The sequence below is a fragment of the Zwartia vadi genome (assembly GCF_030410375.1).
GTDB classification, from domain to species: Bacteria; Pseudomonadota; Gammaproteobacteria; order Burkholderiales; family Burkholderiaceae_B; genus Zwartia; species Zwartia vadi.
The window spans coordinates 1-15488 of the sequence record NZ_JAUHHE010000023.1; the positions used below are offsets into that span (position 1 = coordinate 1).

A 15488-nucleotide genomic window follows, 5' to 3' on the forward strand; every position below is an offset into this window, starting at 1 on the left:
CGTTTCTACGGCACCTATAGATTCGCACCCGTTTATTATGTGCGGAATGAGTTAGAAATCCCCCTATGATTTCTGACTCATAACCTCGCTGCCGCAACATAAATTTCGGCGCAACATAACCTGCGAAATGTTGTGCATAACATTTTGCGGGATTTAACGCTGTCTTTGAATCGGGGCAGATCACCGAGGCGGCCTGCTGGGCACACGCGCGAAGAAAGTTCTACGACATTCATGCGGCAGGTCCCACCCGCACCACGACACACGTACTGCAGGTGATTGGTGAGCTGTATGACATTGAGGCAACGATCCGTGGCAAGCAGCCCGAAGAAAGAAAGCGTGTCCGGCAAGCGCAATCTAAGCCGATTGTCCAGCGTTTGCACGACTGGCTAGCTGAACAATTGCCCACGCTCTCCAAGAAATCTGTCACTGCCGATGCGATCCGATACACCATGAACCACTGGCAGGCACTGACACGTTTCCTTGACGATGGCCGTATCGAAGCAGACAACAACACGGCTGAACGTGCTCTGCGAAGCGTGGCAGTGGGTAGAAAGAATTTCTTGTTCCTGGGATCAGACCAGGGCGGTGAACGTGCGGCCACTCTCTATAGCCTTTTAGGCACCGCAAAACTGAATGGCATCAATCCCGAGGCGTACCTGACACGGGTGCTGACCGTCATCGCCGATCATCCTGTGAATCGGGTGAGCGAACTGCTGCCATGGAACCTGGTCATCCAGGAGTAAGCCCGCGCGTGTCAAAATAGTGGTCGATGAGCCAGACCATTCTTGATCGCGAACTGTTCGTCCAAGCCCTGCGCAATATGAGCGAGGAAGACCTGCTTTACCTAAACCGCATGGTAGTCGAGCGTCTGAATCTTCTTGCTCAAGCTAAAAGTACCGTTCAACTGGCCCAGTTTGCCGAAGGTGATCGCGTGAGCTTCACGGACAATGCCGGAACGCTCAAGCATGGCAGGGTCATACGGTTAAACAAAAAGACGGTCAGCTTGGTGACTGATGACGGGCACCACTGGAAAGTCTCGCCAGGATTCCTGCGCAAGTCGACTGACTGAGCACATTAAGCAAACAGATCTGAATTTACGCGCTGCCGCAAGACGGTCCAGACCGGGTGGTTACCGTCGAAATTGCGGATCGTGACGCGTTGTTCAACACGCCGCTCCATCCTTACACCCGCATGCTGTTGTCAGCGATCCCTGACATGCAGGGCTCCGGGCGTTCGCGAACCCCTGTGGCCGGTGAGGTGCCCAACCCGTTGAATCCCCCCTCTGGCTGTACCTTTCACCCCCGCTGCCCCTTTGCGCGTGAGCAGTGCAAACAAGAGTCACCCAGGATTGTGGAGTTTAAAGGGGCACAGGTTGCCTGCCATGGGGTGGAGCAGGGCTGGGAAATGGTGATGGAGCCGAAAGGGGTATCGAAAGTGCAGGGTTGATACGCCTGGATGGTGAATACCATTTGGGGCATGAGTCCAGGATGCACCAATCAATATTACGCAAATTGAACCTTTTGATTTTGCAGTAAGACATTGCTAAACGTCATCATCTTTTAATGTGACTCTTTGATTACCCCATCACGCAACAAAGACTCCAATCGAGCCTGGTCATAGCCTATTTCCGTTAGAATTTCGCGGGTGTCTTGTCCAAGTTTTGGAGCATGCCGTCGAACGGTTAGCGGACTTTTGGACATTTCAATTGGAGATGAAATATTGATCAATGTGCCTTCGGTTGGATGATCAAAACGAGTAAAGAAATTACGCTGTTGCAAGTGCTCATCAGCAAGAAGATCATCAATACTCTTGACTGGAACAGCCGGTATATCCTCGCGCTCAAGCGATTCGCTCCACCATTCGGTTGAGCGCTTGCTAACTTCTTCTTCTAGCAGGCTGTAAAGAGGGTCTACGTTTTCGGTCCGAGAGGCCATCGTGCTAAATCGCGGATCCGATATGAGATCTGGCTTGCCGATGAGTTTAAAAAAACGCCCCCACTGCGCGTCGTTGTAGGGCATCACAGCCATGAAGCCATTCGAGGTTCGATATGGTTTTCGATACTTGGAAATTGTCCTGGCATACATGGCTGGTCCAGTTGGGGGATCAAATATTCGACCTGCAAGATGCTCAACCATATTGAATGCAACCATGGTTTCAAACATAGGCACTTCGACTTGCTGCCCCTCACCAGTCAAATCTTTGTGTCTGATTGCTGCAACGATAGCAAGAGCCAGTGTCAATCCAGAGATCTTGTCAGCTGCAGCCGTAGCAACATAACTTGGTACTCCATTCATCGCTTCTTGCAACGATGCTAATCCGCTTATGGCTTGAGTGGTGTCGTCAAAAGCAGGACGATCCTCATATGCGCCGCCTCGTCCATACCCCAAAGCGCTGCAATGAATCAGCGCTGGATTCGATTGGAAAAGTGATAGGTAGTCCAGTCCTAATCGAACAAGTGCTTTGCGACGAATATTAGTGACAAACACATCCGCATTTTTAAGCAAATCCAGCATGACCTGTTTGCCACTCGGTGTTTTCATGTCGATAGAAATGCTTCTTTTATTGCGATTTGTCCCCATAAAAACACCAGACATGTTTGGCGAACGCCCTACACCAGCACCTCTAACGGTATCTCCATCGAGCCCTTCAACTTTTACGATGTCCGCGCCCAGGTCGCCAAGCAGCTGCGTACAGTATGGCCCAAATAGCACGCTGGTTGTATCGATGACTCTTACTCCGGCCAGTGGCCCAGGTCTGGCTTTGTGATCGGTTTGCTTTTTCATTTTTTAAGTTGCTTAAGCTCTTACAACAATTGAAATTGTGGGAGTGATATTTCGTCGTCTATCTTCTCAAACACAACACGTACTCTTGCCCCGATACGGACTTGATCAATTGGGCTATCGATAATGTTTCCCATCAGTCGAACCCCCTCTTTTAAAGTTACCATCGCAACTACGTAAGGAACCTGGTCGTTCATGAATGAATTTGAACCTCGACGGTTGATCGTGTAGGTATATATAGAACCCTCACCTTTTGTTTGAACCCATTCAATGTCAGTCGACATGCAATCCAGGCAAAAGGGCCGAGGGAAAAACTGGTGAGTTCCGCAGGTAGCGCAACGCTGCACCACTAACTTGCCCTGTCGAGCAGCCTGCCAAAAAGGCTTGGTTAAATCTGTTGCAACCGGTAAAGCGCGCATTTGTGTTGTCATCATTTAAACCCCAAGAATCATTGTGCTGTTGGCAGAAAATACCAATCCGGGTGCATGCACTAAAGCGATATCTGAGCGTGAGAGCTGCCGATCACCTGCTTCTTTTCTGAGCTGATGAACTGCCTCAAGAATCAACAGCATGCCAAACATTCCTGGATGGTTGTAGGAAAGGCCTCCACCAGACGTATTGATTGGAAAATCGCCACCTGGAGCAAGCCTTCCCCCGGTTACAAATTCACCTCCTTCTCCACGCTGACAAAACCCAAGCTCCTCTAATGCTTGAATCACACCAATGGTGAAATGGTCGTAGATTTGCACTACATCCAACTCTTCCCTTTTGACTCCTGCCATATCCAGAGCAGACTGAGCTGTTGCGGCAACAGAGGTATCTAGCCAGTCTTCAATGCTAAATGGGGTGTAATGATGAGAGAAAGATTCGGCAATGCCTAACACATAAACAGGCGGCCTTTTTAAATCTTTTGCCCTTTCAGCAGATGTCAAAATAATTGCACCGCCAGCGTCTGTCACGAGACAAATGTCACGTGTGTGTAACGGGTCTGCGACCATGGGCGAATTGAGGACATCATCAATGGTGAGGGGTTCCTGTCTGTACGCTTTTGGATTGAGTTGCGCCCATTTCCTGGCTGCGACAGCAACTTCAGCCAATTGTTCACTTGTGGTGCCATAGCGATTCATATGAAGGTTGGCTACCATTGCGTAATAACCGATCGGACTAAGTTGACCGTATGGCGCAATAAACTGACCAGCTGGTGACCTGGGATCATCAAAGGCACCGCCTACCTTTCTTGTGCTGCTCGACAGTTGTGTACTGCCGTAGGTGATTAACGCAACTGAACACATTCCTGCTGAAATGGCTGCTATTGCGTGGCGGATATGAAGGACATTTGACATTCCTCCCACGTTGGTTGAGTCAACATAACTTGGGCGAATGTTCAGGTATTCGGACAACTGAAGCGAAGACATTCTGTCATCCGTATGCGCAAATACGCCGTCAACATCCTTCAAGCTCAAGCCAGCATCTTTCAACGCGCGATGCGCTGCCTGAGCTTGAAGCTCCAAGGCGCTCATTCCCGGAACTTTGCCTAAATCAGATTCCGCTGCCCCGACAATGGCAACGTATTTGGATAGAGAGTTTTTCATGTTTCTTATTTGAAAGGTTTTGGTGTTTAAGTCGCACTATTTAAACGAACGACTGATAATATCCTTAAGCACTTCGGAAGCACCGCCTGCTATTCTCGATACCCTAGCATCTACCCAAGCTCTTCCGATTCCATACTCTGCGCTGTATCCGTAACCTCCATGAAGTTGTAGGAACTCGTCCAGATACTTGCCCAGCAATTCTGTTGCAACCAGTTTGGCAGATGCAGCCTGCTCTACGCTGATACCCGTTTTGAGATGTTGGACAATCAAAGAGTCAACATATGCACGGAGCATTCCTATGTAAGCTTTCGCCTCTGCCAACTTAAATTTTGAGTTTTGAAAATCAAGAATGTGACTGCCAAATACCTTTCTTTCTGAGACGTATCTCACTGTTGCTTCTATTTGTGTTTCAAGCACTGCGGTGGAACGCAGTGCAATGACTAATCTCTCTTGCGGAAGCTGCTCCATCAGATAGATGAATCCACGATTTTCTTCGCCAACTAAGTTTCTTGCCGGTACCCGCACATTTTCGAAGAAAAGCTCTGCCGTGTCTTGTGCGTGAAGCCCAATTTTTTCCATCGGTTTAGCACTTTTTGTAAATCCTGGTGTGCCCTCTTCTACGGCAATCAAAGACACCCCTTTTGCACCGGCCTCTGGATTTGTTTTGCAGGCTACCAGGACAACGCCGCAATTAATACCATTCGTGATCCAGACCTTTTGTCCATTAATGACCCATTCGTCACCATCCTGAACGGCTGAAGTGCGCATGTTTTTGAGGTCACTACCAGTGCCTGGTTCGGTCATTGCGATTGAGCCAATGATTTCACCAGAGCAGAGTCTGGGTAAAAGGTGTTTTTTGAGATTTTCTGAGGCGTAGTGAAGGAGATAGGGGGAAACCATATCTGAATGAACTGGGAAACCGACACTGATTCCTACCCTTGCCAGTTCCTCAGTCACGACACACGCATGTAGGAAGTTACCTCCAGGGCCACCATATTCTTCTGGAATCATTGTGCACAATAATCCAGCTTCACCAGCCTTACGCCAGAAGGATCTCGGGGTGATCCCCTCTCTTTCCCAGTTTCTCAAGTTTGGTGAAATCTCTCGAGCACAAAACCTTCGGACTTGTTCCCTGAATGTTTCATGTTCTTCTGAAAAAATGCTTCTCATTAGCAACCCTCATCTCAAAAAAATTTATAAATTTGAAGTGTGTTTTTATGATTAGATACCAATGTGCATATTTTAAAATTTAGGTTTCTGGTCATGATCTAATAGTATGACTAGCCTTAAAATTCATTTGCTCAGTCAATAAATTCTGCAATGCAATTGTCCAACACCACAACCTCACGTTCATTTGATAGAGCTCGGAATTGGACTTGATTATTATTGACCCATGCTTCTATTCGCAATGTTTCCCCCGGGAAAAAAACTGATGAAAAACGAACTGCGATTGAACGCAATCTACCGGGTTTGTCTGGGCTGAATTGTTTGATTAGCGCTCTAGTTGCAAGGCCATATGTACAGAGGCCATGAAGTATTGGGCGTTCAAACCCTGCTTTCTTGGCCATCTCAGGTTGTATATGTATTGGATTGAGATCGCCGTTTAATCTATACAATGCTGCAGCTTGCGGTGAAGTTTTCACATAACATTTTGCTTCTGCAGGTCTCTTGGGTGGCTCTGGCAGTGTTATCAAGGGTTTGTCGCCCTCTCCAAACCCACCATCGTCCCGGAGAAAGGAAACATGTTCTACAGTTGCGATATGTTCAGTTGTTTCCCCATCAAATATTTCTCTTGTGCTGACAACAAGTGCCCCCTTTTTTGCCCCCTTGTCTACAACATGAGTGATCTTTGTTTTGCTTGTCACTGTGCCTTGGGGGGGTACAGCTGAGTGAAAAGTCATTCTATGCTCCCCGTGAAGCAATTTCACCCAGTTGATTCCCAACGCAGGATTCATTGCCCATCCGCCGGGCGCTCCTACAACAGCTAGAAGTGTTGGTACGACTAATGTGTTTTTTTCGTAAATGAAGCGCAAATCATTTTCGTCTGTTGGGTTATCCCCATAACCAAGCGTCAATGCATAAAAAATGCTATCTCGAACTGTGTAGCTGTCTGTTCTATCTTCGAAATTCAGAGTTTTAAGTTGCTTGTAATCGATTGCCATTTTCTCGATAACCTTTGTGTTAATTGTTGAATTCCTGACAGCTAGTTTTCATTTTTTAATATCTTTATCCATTAAAAAAAATCAAAATTTCACCGCAAAATAGCTAACTGATGAATTTTGTATTCCCAAGTTCAAAGGCAGGCAAAGATTCGATCTTTAACGCACGGACAGGCCGCTCTTGAGATCTGATGATTTATTTGACTTGAAATTTTCATTTTTTGGCATTTTTGCCTGGTGGAATCAGGTCGTGCGCAACATTTCAGTAGGTTCATTTTGTTGCGTGATGTCACCGCAAAAATGGCCGTGTTAAGCATGATCGAGTTAATCGCAACAGCTTGACAAGCAGGCTGTTGCGATTTTTTTATCTTATCGATTTGCTTGGTTTAATCAGTCTTCAACTTCACTATTTTGTTGGATAGTGATAATCAATCAGTTTGGACTGATTTCACAAGTCATTTGGACTCAAAAACATTGGATCGACTAATCCAGCTTGAGGTTGTTCTCCTCGACTAGTTTTTTCCATTTTTGATACTCCGATTGCAAAAACTCCTTTGCTTTGTCTGGGCCACCTCGCATTGGTATTGCGTAGATTCGATCGTTAAAGGCAATTGTTTCACTGGTCGCATTAATCTGCTCAATTGCTTTGCTGAGGCGATTCAGTACATTCATCGGAACGCCGGCTGGTGCCATCAATACATATGATGCCCCCACATTGAATCCCTTTAGCCCAGACTGATCAAGCGTTGGGACATCGGGCAAAGCCTTCATTTGTTCAAGACCTGTAATTGCGAGGGCTTTTAATTTACCGGCCTTTATTAATCCCACAGCATTTGATGGGCTCCCGAACATCATATTGATGTCGCCTGCCATCAATGCTTGTTCTGCAGGTGTTGCACCACGATACGGAACATGTGTCAGTTTGGTTCCAGTCATCGCTTGAAAAAGCTCGCCAGCCAAGTGAATGGATGAGCCAACTCCAGCAGATCCGTATGTTAGAAATGTATTCGTATTTTTCGATGCTTTGATGATATCTGCAACACTATTGAACTTTGAGTTCGGTGGCACCATGAGAATATTTGGTGTGTGAGAAATCAAAGCGACTGGTTGAAGTTCTGTTTCCCAGTTGTAATTGTTTCTCTTGAAAGCTGCATTTGACGCTATGTAATTTGCACCCATCGCAAGCGTGTACCCATCAGGTTTGGCTTGACTCAGCGCTTGGATAGCTACATTTCCCCCGCTTCCCGGTCGATTTTCCACGACAAATGGTTGGCCAAGAATTTTAGACAGTTGTTCAGAGTAGTAGCGTGCCAATAGATCTGTTGCTCCGCCAGGCGCAAAGCCAACGTAAACCTTGACGGCTTTGTCTGGATACTTGTCGGCTGGTTGAGCTGAAGCGAATCCGCTCAATGCTACCAACGCACCAATCAGGCATTTTTTTATAAACATTTCTGTCTCCTCACGGTTGATGAACTGTCGATCCCTGTAAACCGATTCTTTTGCGGCTTGTCGTTGATCATACCCACATACCGAAAAAAATTGCAACTGATTTCGGCTATGTGTAGACTAGTGCGACATATCGTATAAAAGGAAATGGCTATGGACTACCGACTCAACCAAAAAGTTGCGCTCATCACTGGATCGGGCCGTGGAATTGGACTTGCTTGCGCAGTTGCTTTGGCGCGAGAGGGTGCTCGCATTGTGATTACGGATATCAACCCCGCTGCTGTTGAGAAAGCCACTGATCAGTTGCAATCATCAGGTTTTGAGGCGATAGGGGTGGCGGGAGATGTTTGTATTGAAGAGCAGGTCAACAATGTTGCCCGTGCAGCAATTGATGCTTTTGGATCAATCGATATTTTGGTCAACAACGCAGGGTTCACGAGAGACAAATATCTCACCAAAATGCCCGAGTCAGATTGGGACGACGTCGTAGATACGATCTTGAAGGGCGCGTTCTACTGCACAAGAGCAGCTTTACCGTCAATGATGCAAAAAAAGTGGGGGCGCATCATCAATATCAGCTCAAGGGCTCATCTTGGGAATCCAGGTCAGACAAACTATGCCGCAGCAAAAGCTGGGCTCTTAGGCTTTACGCGATCGTTGGCTTTTGAGCAAGGAAAGTTCAACATTACATCAAACGCAGTGGCGCCCGGTTTGGTTGAAACCGAGCTCGTAAAGGCTTTGGATACTTACGAACGTTTGCGTGAAACCTCACTGCTAAGGCAGCCTATTCAGAGGCTTGGATCGGTGGAAGATATAGCGAACGCTGTGACTTTCCTGGCTTCTGATTGCGCAAGCTTTATCACTGGCGAGACTATCCACGTTACTGGTGGTCGCTACTCCTCTTAATTGAACTAACAATTATTGCTAACGACAGCCATTACATACGCGGGAGGATGTTGTCAATGACCATCATGACACCAGATGATCAAAAGCAGTTTATTAAGAATTTGAAAGTTGGCTATTCATTTGATTCTAATGGGCGGACGATAACTGAGGCTGATGTTGTCAATTTCGCGTGTTTATCTGGAGACTTCAATCGACTTCATGTTGATAAAGAATTTGCCTCTAACACTCGTTTTGGCCAACGGATAGCCCATGGGCTTTTGGTGCTGTCAGTGATGTCTGGGCTGACAACTCAATCATCGGAATATCGCCTTATTGAGCCAAGCATAGTCGCTTTGGTAAGTTTGGGCTGCAAATTTCCAAAACCCACATTCATTGGAGACACCGTGTTTGTAAGAATTACCGTTGTTGACATAATCCATCAAATTGCGCCAGGGCGTGATCAAGTCGTATTCAGGCGTGAAGCGGTGAATCAACGCGGTGAGGTCGTTGTCGAAGCGGACTTCGTCATGCAGATGCGAAATGGAGAGTCTGCTTGAAACCGTTTTCTGAACTTCAAAAGCTCATCAATCCGGAAAATGTTGTTGTTGTGGGCGCATCTCCTAAGCCAAATAGCCAGGGTGGGAGGCTTTATGAAAACCTTGTAATCCACTCACGCTTGAAAGGTACGGTGTTCGCTGTCAACCCTGCATACAACGAAATCTCTGGCGCGCCATGCTGGCCTAGCATTGCAAATCTTCCCGTTGATGTGAAGATTGATGTGGCACTCATTATTGTTGGCAGCAAATTGGTTTTAGACGTGCTAAAGCAATGTGTTGATAGAAATATACCCTTTGCTGTGGTGATGTCGTCTGGATTTTCTGAGGCAGGCGGGACAGGATCGCATCTAGAGTCCGAGATAGCAGACTTATGTAAACGTTCAGGTTTACGCGTGTACGGTCCCAATTGCCCTGGCTTTGTCAATGTCAGAGATCGCATCGGAATGACTTTTTCTCCCGCATTTAAGGAAGATCTTCATAGCGGTCGTATTGGGTTAGCCACTCAAGGAGGAGGGCTTGGGCGCAATCTTCTCCAGGGGTTAAGCAACGGACCAGGTGTTGGACTATGGTTTTCAGCCGGCAATGAGGTCGATTTGGAGGTTCCTGACTTCATTGAACATATGGCCAAAGATCCAGAAATTGATGTGATTGGTGTTTTGATGGAGGGAGTGAAAAATGGCAGGCGATTGACTCAAGCTTTCGAACTTGCTCGAATGAATAACAAACCAGTCGTGATGCTAAAAATCGGACACTCGAAGGCGGGTGTCGAAGCTGCACAATCACACACAGCCTCCATCGCAGGCAGCGCCGCAGTCAATAGTGGCATTTTTTCACAATTCGGAGTCTTGGAGGTTTATGACCTGAACGAACTATTGGCAACTCTGCAACTGCTCTCAAGGGACTTGGCACATAATCGCAAAGGTTTATGTGTGTATACATTTTCCGGGGGAACAGCTGCCCTTGCAGCTGACATTGCTGGGACAGCGGGGTTGCCAATGCCGAGCCTCACAGAAGGAACTCGTACTGCAATAAAAACCCTGCTTCCTGATTTTGCATCAATTGATAACCCTGTCGACACGACAGCAGATATTTTACGCAATCAGGATGCTGCAACTGAATGCCTTCGTTTGGTCAGTAACGATCCAAACATTAGTGTAGTTTTGCTTCCAATACCAATGGACTATGGCGAAGTCACTGACAAGATTGCCGAGTCTATCGTGCAGGTATCCAAAAATGCTAGTGCAACTCTTGTCCCAGTATGGATGAGTCGAAAACTGGGCGAAGGTTTCAAAATCATGGAGAAAAATGGCTTGTCACCATTTTATTCTATTACTGAAGCCATCCGTGCGTTGAAATACACATGGCCAACCGAGTTGTCCAGTCAGGAACAGACCAAATCAGTTGAGAATAACAAGTGCATTAATAATTATTCCGCATACAAAATACTGGACGAGGTCAAAAGCAAACAGCTTTTAAAAGTAGCGGGTATCGATACGCCCCCAAGCTTGTTAGCTCAAAATGTTGAAGAGGCGGTTGAGGCATTTCGCAAGTTGAATAAAACGGTCGTTTTAAAAATTGTTAGTCCAGATATAGCTCACAAAACGGATATTGGCGGAGTCAAGGTTGGTCTTAATCGTGTTGAAGATGTCCGCGCAGCATTTGAGGAAATTTTTGCCGCAGTTAAACGACATGCGCCAGAAGCCAAAATCGAAGGGTTTCTTGTCGAAGCAATGCTGCCTAAGCATGGTCAGGAGGTGTTAATCGGTGTTCACACAGACGAAGCCTTTGGTTTGATAATAACCTTCGGATTGGGTGGAGTCTTTGTTGAAATACTACATGATGTCTCACATCGCATGCTCCCGATCAATCACGAAGATGCTCGCTCAATGATACTAAGCATTAAAAACCATGAGACTCTTCGGGGCACAAGAGGTGCCCCTTGCAAGGACTTGGTTGCGCTCGAGACACTTCTCTTGAAAGTCTCTGATTTTGCTTACAGCAACCGCGATAGTATTGTCGAGATGGAGCTGAATCCAGTTTGGGTGGGCGTTGAGGGAGAGGGAGCTATTGCACTTGATGCCCTCATTGTCATGCGGTGATAAATACAACATTCCACATTGACGCAATTATTATTTGAATGTTTTTAATCAATACAGATCATCAAGAAATATCATTTCCACAATTAAAATCCTATAAAAAAACTATGCCTCAATCACTCCCCACTGCCGAAAGAACATTGCAGGTATTTGAAATATACGCAAAAGAAAAGCGACCGCTTAGCAACTCTGAAATGGCGCGACTCCTTGGCGTGGCAGACAGCAGTTGTTCAGACCTCTTGCACACGCTTAGATTGGCGGGCTATCTTCTTCGTGCACCAAAAACGCGACTGTTTCACCCAACTGGCCGTCTTTTCGATATTGCTCAACAAATCAATGCTGCAGATCCATTGCAAACTTTTGCTGCAGAAGCATTAGAAATTTTATGCCGTAAATCTGGGGAATCTGCAATGTGCGGAGTTCTGGATGGAAATAACGCTAGAGTTATTGCTTATCAAGAAAGCCCTCGTGCCCTTCGTTATGTTTTAAAACCAGGCACTAGAATTGAGTTACACACTACTGCACTAGGCAAGGCTTTGTTAGGAACTTTGGATGATAAATCCAGAGAGATGGTTCTTGCTAGTTTAAAAATGGATCCAATTACGATTAAAAGCATCCAGAACAAAGAAGAATTGCGAAGCCAGCTTGAAAAGGGCCGGATAGATGGGTATTACTCTAATTTCGGAGAGGGTAACGAGGCTGTTGGAGCCGTTGGGATTGCAGGTCATGTCGGAGGGCAATTGGTTGCTATCTCTATAGTAGGACCTTTAAATCGAATGGAGAAAAACTCCAGTCAAAACATTGATGTCTTGCTCAACGCAAAAAAAGAGTTTTTTGAGCGATAAAGAATCATGAATTTGCCAGAATCCACATGTCATTGATGCGGCTTGGTTGAGGAGAGTCGAGTGAGTGGACCACTTGAAGGTTACAAGGTTCTCGAAATGGCAGGCATTGGGCCTGGCCCATTTTGTGCAATGATGCTTTCAGATATGGGTGCAGAGGTCATCAGGGTCGATCGAAAGAAGCCTGCTTTTCTTGGTGGTGGTGGAACCGTTGTTGACCGTGGGCGAAAAAGTATCGCTGTTGACATTAAAAAACCGGGTGCTGTTGAAATAGTCTTGGAAATTATTGCTACCTGCGATGCATTAATTGAAGGTTACCGACCCGGTGTCATGGAGCGACTTGGACTAGGGCCTGACTTATGTTTAAAGCTAAACCCAAGAATTGTTTATGGTCGAATGACTGGTTGGGGTCAAAACGGGCCATTGTCAAAAGCTGCAGGTCATGACTTAAATTACATAGCAATATCAGGAGTTTTAAACGCATTAGGTGAATCTGATAGACCACCGCCACCTCCACTTCACCTTCTCGGTGATATTGGTGGTGGAGGAATGATGTTGGCTTTTGGCATCGTTTGCGCGCTATTAGAATCTCGCCGCAGCGGACAGGGACAGGTCATTGATGCTGCCATATGCGATGGTATTGCAACGCTATCTACTGCGTATCACGGAAATTTGGCGACCGGCAAGTGGTTGAATAAGAGACAGGCAAACATGCTTGATGGGGGAGCCCATTTTTATGGATGTTATGTTTGTGCTGACGGAAAGTTCATTTCTATAGGTGCTATAGAGCCAGACTTTTATGCTGAGTTGCTTAATCTTTGCAAAATTCAAGACCCGGATTTTAATAGTCAGTGGGATAGAGAAAAATGGCCTGAATTAAGAACCAAATTGGAGCTTATTTTTGCAAGCAAAACACGGGATCAATGGTGTGAGTTGTTAGAGGGCTCTGATTCATGTTTTGCACCGGTATTGGACTTTGAAGAGGCCCAGCAGTATCCCCATTATGTTGCTCGGAGCACATTTGTTCAATCAGGGTCAATAGTTCATCCCGCTCCATCTCCCAGATTTGGTCGAACTCCAGGCAAACCAGGAAAAATCAATATGCCTGGACATCATACGGAGGAGATCCTGAAAGGCTTGGGGAAAAGTTCAAATGATATTTTTATGCTACGTGAAAAAGGCGTTATTTAATTGGTTTGATGCAGTTCATTAATGAATCTTTCAAAGTGAGTGATCCATGAAGCTTGAGCGCGATTCGTTGGAATCGGTTTTATACGTTAAGCATGACCAAGTGGCTACAGTGACTTTGAATCGTCCAAAAACCCGCAATGCGATCGATGGTGAAATGAGACTCGCACTTGCTAGAACGGTTTCAGATATTAGACGTGATCGCGATGTCAAGGTAGTCATTCTTGCTGGAATTGATGGGGCATTTTGTTCGGGGGGTGACATCAAGTCAATGACTTCTGATAATTCGGCAGAAAAAGCTCGTGATCGTATGATTAGCTTACAGGGCTGTATTCGCGATTTATTGGAACTAGACCGACCAATCATTGCCGCAGTTGATGGGCCAGCGTATGGTGCAGGTCTTGGGCTGGCACTGACGGCTGATTTGATCTTGGCATCTGAAAGGGCGCGGTTTTGTTTGTCTTTTTTGCGACTGGGAGCAGTTCCTGATTGCGGTGTTTTTTATTCCTTACCAAGAATAGTGGGGACTCACATTGCCAAACAGCTTGCATTCTCAACTCGTGAGTTTGATGCCCAACAGGCTAAAGATATGGGTATCGTTTTCGAGATTCACTCTCAAGACACCATTCTTGGGCGGGCACATGAGATTGCAACGAAATTATCTAAATTGCCACTTGCCAGCCTGGCATTGACCAAGAAAATATTCAATGCCTCTCTCGATAGCAGCATGGATGCGATGTTTGAGATGGAGGCGATGGGGCAAGGTATTGCTCGTTCAACAGATTATCATTTGGATAATGCAAATCGTTTTCGAAACAAGCAACCTCTGCTCTTCAACGGCCTCTAGTCAAAACCTTTTTAAAATAATGAACGGGTTCCTAGATAAACTGAATTCGAGACTCGATCTCAGCCAAAGAGATTGACACATCATGCACTACGTTTCTTGCATCAGTGCTTCCGAGCACCAACGCCTTGCCAGCAACAGGCGCCAAGGTGTCCAGCTGAAAACGACCTGGCTTTTGTGAAATAAAACAATCCTCATCAAAGCACAAGCGGTCTGTTGTCCTACTGATATCGTCATACTCTATATTCCTTGCCTCAAGGAGTGCGCGCAACTCCTCCTCTTGACCAGTAATCTGCACTTCGCGGATCTGTTTGGCGAGCGGGTCGATCAAGAAAGCTTTCATTGCAAATCCCATTAATTGTTTCTATGATCCGATTCTACCTTTGGAATCAAAGTCAAACGAATGAACATCAATGCATGGGTGAGTGTTTTTTTGGTTCAACCCGACCCATTGCTTTGTTCCGTATTGGCGATTTCAGCTGCTTTTCTGATGGGTTTCGCGCGCAGCGGTATCGGAGCAGGTGGGTTTGTGGGTAAGCACCCGGTCAGGGCCGTCTTGATTGGAGTGGTTGGATAAGGAGAATAGATTCCAATCTATTTTTGATTGGAATCTATGAGCTTACTCTCACTAGCCGGCCCGACATTCCGCAACCAGTCACGACGGCGGTTCACGACCGAATTCAAACAGAAGGTTGTCGAGTATCTTTTGCGCTCAGGATCGACGGTGGCCGAGGTAGCCAGGATATACGACGTTCATCCGAACCAGCTCTGCCGGTGGCGAGCTGAGCTTCGCAAGCAGATGGGCTCGTCTGAAGTTGGTGATACCGTGGCATTCTTACCGGTGAACCTAGCAGCTTTTGCAGAACCAACCTTACCAATCGATAGTGGATTGTCGTCAAAGCAACCCGCTGCCCATGGCCCCTGTTTGACCATCGCTGTGTCCAAGGGAAACATACGGGCCATGCCCGGATGGTAAGCGTCTGGCGAACACATGTTGCCCCTGAGTCGGGGTTAAGTGAACATGTCTCCACTAAAAACAAGTGGAGAAGTGTTCACGATGGATCAGGCAGCCCCAATCCGATTGCGTACAAGACAACGC

The 15488-nt window shown here is 46.4% G+C and carries 16 protein-coding genes and 2 pseudogenes; 11 read left to right on the plus strand and 7 right to left on the minus strand.

The genetic code is table 11. The annotated features are described in order from the left end of the window. Positions 1-143: 143 nt before the first annotated feature. The 3 genes and pseudogenes from tnpC to QWY27_RS14775 form a co-directional block, all read left to right on the plus strand. Positions 144-743 (plus strand): annotated as a pseudogene (gene tnpC / locus QWY27_RS14765) (IS66 family transposase); the annotation flags it as partial. A 26-nt stretch (positions 744-769) separates the two neighbouring features. Continuing rightward, positions 770-1069, plus strand: a complete 300-nt coding sequence (locus QWY27_RS14770; protein ID WP_290199204.1) for a hypothetical protein — start codon at positions 770-772, stop codon at positions 1067-1069. Between the two features lie 65 nt (positions 1070-1134). After that, a pseudogene (locus QWY27_RS14775) lies at positions 1135-1446 on the plus strand (oligopeptide/dipeptide ABC transporter ATP-binding protein); the annotation flags it as partial. A gap of 113 nt (positions 1447-1559) precedes the next feature. Here the strand turns inward: QWY27_RS14775 and QWY27_RS14780 are convergent. The 6 genes from QWY27_RS14780 to QWY27_RS14805 form a co-directional block, all read right to left on the minus strand. Beyond that, positions 1560-2783 carry a CaiB/BaiF CoA transferase family protein gene (locus QWY27_RS14780; RefSeq protein WP_290199205.1) on the minus strand — a complete coding sequence of 408 codons (1224 nt, stop codon included), beginning with the start codon at positions 2781-2783 and terminating at the stop codon, positions 1560-1562. Between the two features lie 20 nt (positions 2784-2803). Further along, positions 2804-3214 carry a Zn-ribbon domain-containing OB-fold protein gene (locus QWY27_RS14785; RefSeq protein WP_290199206.1) on the minus strand — a complete coding sequence of 137 codons (411 nt, stop codon included), beginning with the start codon at positions 3212-3214 and terminating at the stop codon, positions 2804-2806. Then, complete coding sequence (locus QWY27_RS14790; RefSeq protein ID WP_290199207.1) at positions 3215-4372, minus strand: acetyl-CoA acetyltransferase; 1158 nt, start codon at positions 4370-4372, stop codon at positions 3215-3217. A 36-nt stretch (positions 4373-4408) separates the two neighbouring features. Continuing rightward, positions 4409-5542, minus strand: a complete 1134-nt coding sequence (locus tag QWY27_RS14795; protein ID WP_290199208.1) for an acyl-CoA dehydrogenase family protein — start codon at positions 5540-5542, stop codon at positions 4409-4411. A 131-nt stretch (positions 5543-5673) separates the two neighbouring features. Beyond that, on the minus strand, positions 5674-6534 hold the full coding sequence (locus tag QWY27_RS14800) for a MaoC family dehydratase (RefSeq protein ID WP_290199209.1): 861 nt from the start codon (positions 6532-6534) through the stop codon (positions 5674-5676). A gap of 480 nt (positions 6535-7014) precedes the next feature. Then, positions 7015-7980 (minus strand): Bug family tripartite tricarboxylate transporter substrate binding protein, encoded by a 966-nt coding sequence (locus QWY27_RS14805; RefSeq protein ID WP_290199210.1) that lies wholly within the window; start codon positions 7978-7980, stop codon positions 7015-7017. Between the two features lie 150 nt (positions 7981-8130). Between QWY27_RS14805 and fabG the strand changes: the two genes are divergently transcribed. The 6 genes from fabG to QWY27_RS14835 are packed head-to-tail and all read left to right on the plus strand — an operon-like array spanning position 8131 to position 14392. After that, positions 8131-8883, plus strand: a complete 753-nt coding sequence (gene fabG / locus QWY27_RS14810) for a 3-oxoacyl-ACP reductase FabG (protein WP_290199211.1) — start codon at positions 8131-8133, stop codon at positions 8881-8883. A 56-nt stretch (positions 8884-8939) separates the two neighbouring features. After that, a complete protein-coding gene (locus QWY27_RS14815) occupies positions 8940-9419 on the plus strand; it encodes a MaoC/PaaZ C-terminal domain-containing protein (protein WP_290199212.1) in 480 nt (159 codons plus the stop codon). Continuing rightward, positions 9416-11518, plus strand: coding sequence for an acetate--CoA ligase family protein (locus QWY27_RS14820; RefSeq protein ID WP_290199213.1), 2103 nt, complete (start codon positions 9416-9418; stop codon positions 11516-11518). Before QWY27_RS14815 ends, QWY27_RS14820 begins: the two co-directional genes overlap by 4 nt. 38 nt (positions 11519-11556) lie before the next feature. Continuing rightward, positions 11557-12360, plus strand: coding sequence for an IclR family transcriptional regulator (locus QWY27_RS14825; RefSeq protein WP_290199214.1), 804 nt, complete (start codon positions 11557-11559; stop codon positions 12358-12360). A gap of 60 nt (positions 12361-12420) precedes the next feature. Then, a complete protein-coding gene (locus tag QWY27_RS14830) occupies positions 12421-13548 on the plus strand; it encodes a CaiB/BaiF CoA transferase family protein (protein WP_290199215.1) in 1128 nt (375 codons plus the stop codon). A gap of 46 nt (positions 13549-13594) precedes the next feature. Further along, complete coding sequence (locus tag QWY27_RS14835; RefSeq protein WP_290199216.1) at positions 13595-14392, plus strand: enoyl-CoA hydratase/isomerase family protein; 798 nt, start codon at positions 13595-13597, stop codon at positions 14390-14392. Between the two features lie 31 nt (positions 14393-14423). Here QWY27_RS14835 and QWY27_RS14840 read toward each other — a convergent pair whose 3' ends face one another. Further along, a complete protein-coding gene (locus QWY27_RS14840) occupies positions 14424-14732 on the minus strand; it encodes a hypothetical protein (RefSeq protein WP_290199217.1) in 309 nt (102 codons plus the stop codon). A gap of 60 nt (positions 14733-14792) precedes the next feature. Between QWY27_RS14840 and QWY27_RS14845 the strand changes: the two genes are divergently transcribed. Further along, positions 14793-14966, plus strand: a complete 174-nt coding sequence (locus QWY27_RS14845; RefSeq protein WP_290199218.1) for a hypothetical protein — start codon at positions 14793-14795, stop codon at positions 14964-14966. A gap of 36 nt (positions 14967-15002) precedes the next feature. Next, positions 15003-15365 (plus strand): transposase, encoded by a 363-nt coding sequence (locus QWY27_RS15335; protein WP_353958779.1) that lies wholly within the window; start codon positions 15003-15005, stop codon positions 15363-15365. Positions 15366-15488: the final 123 nt, after the last annotated feature.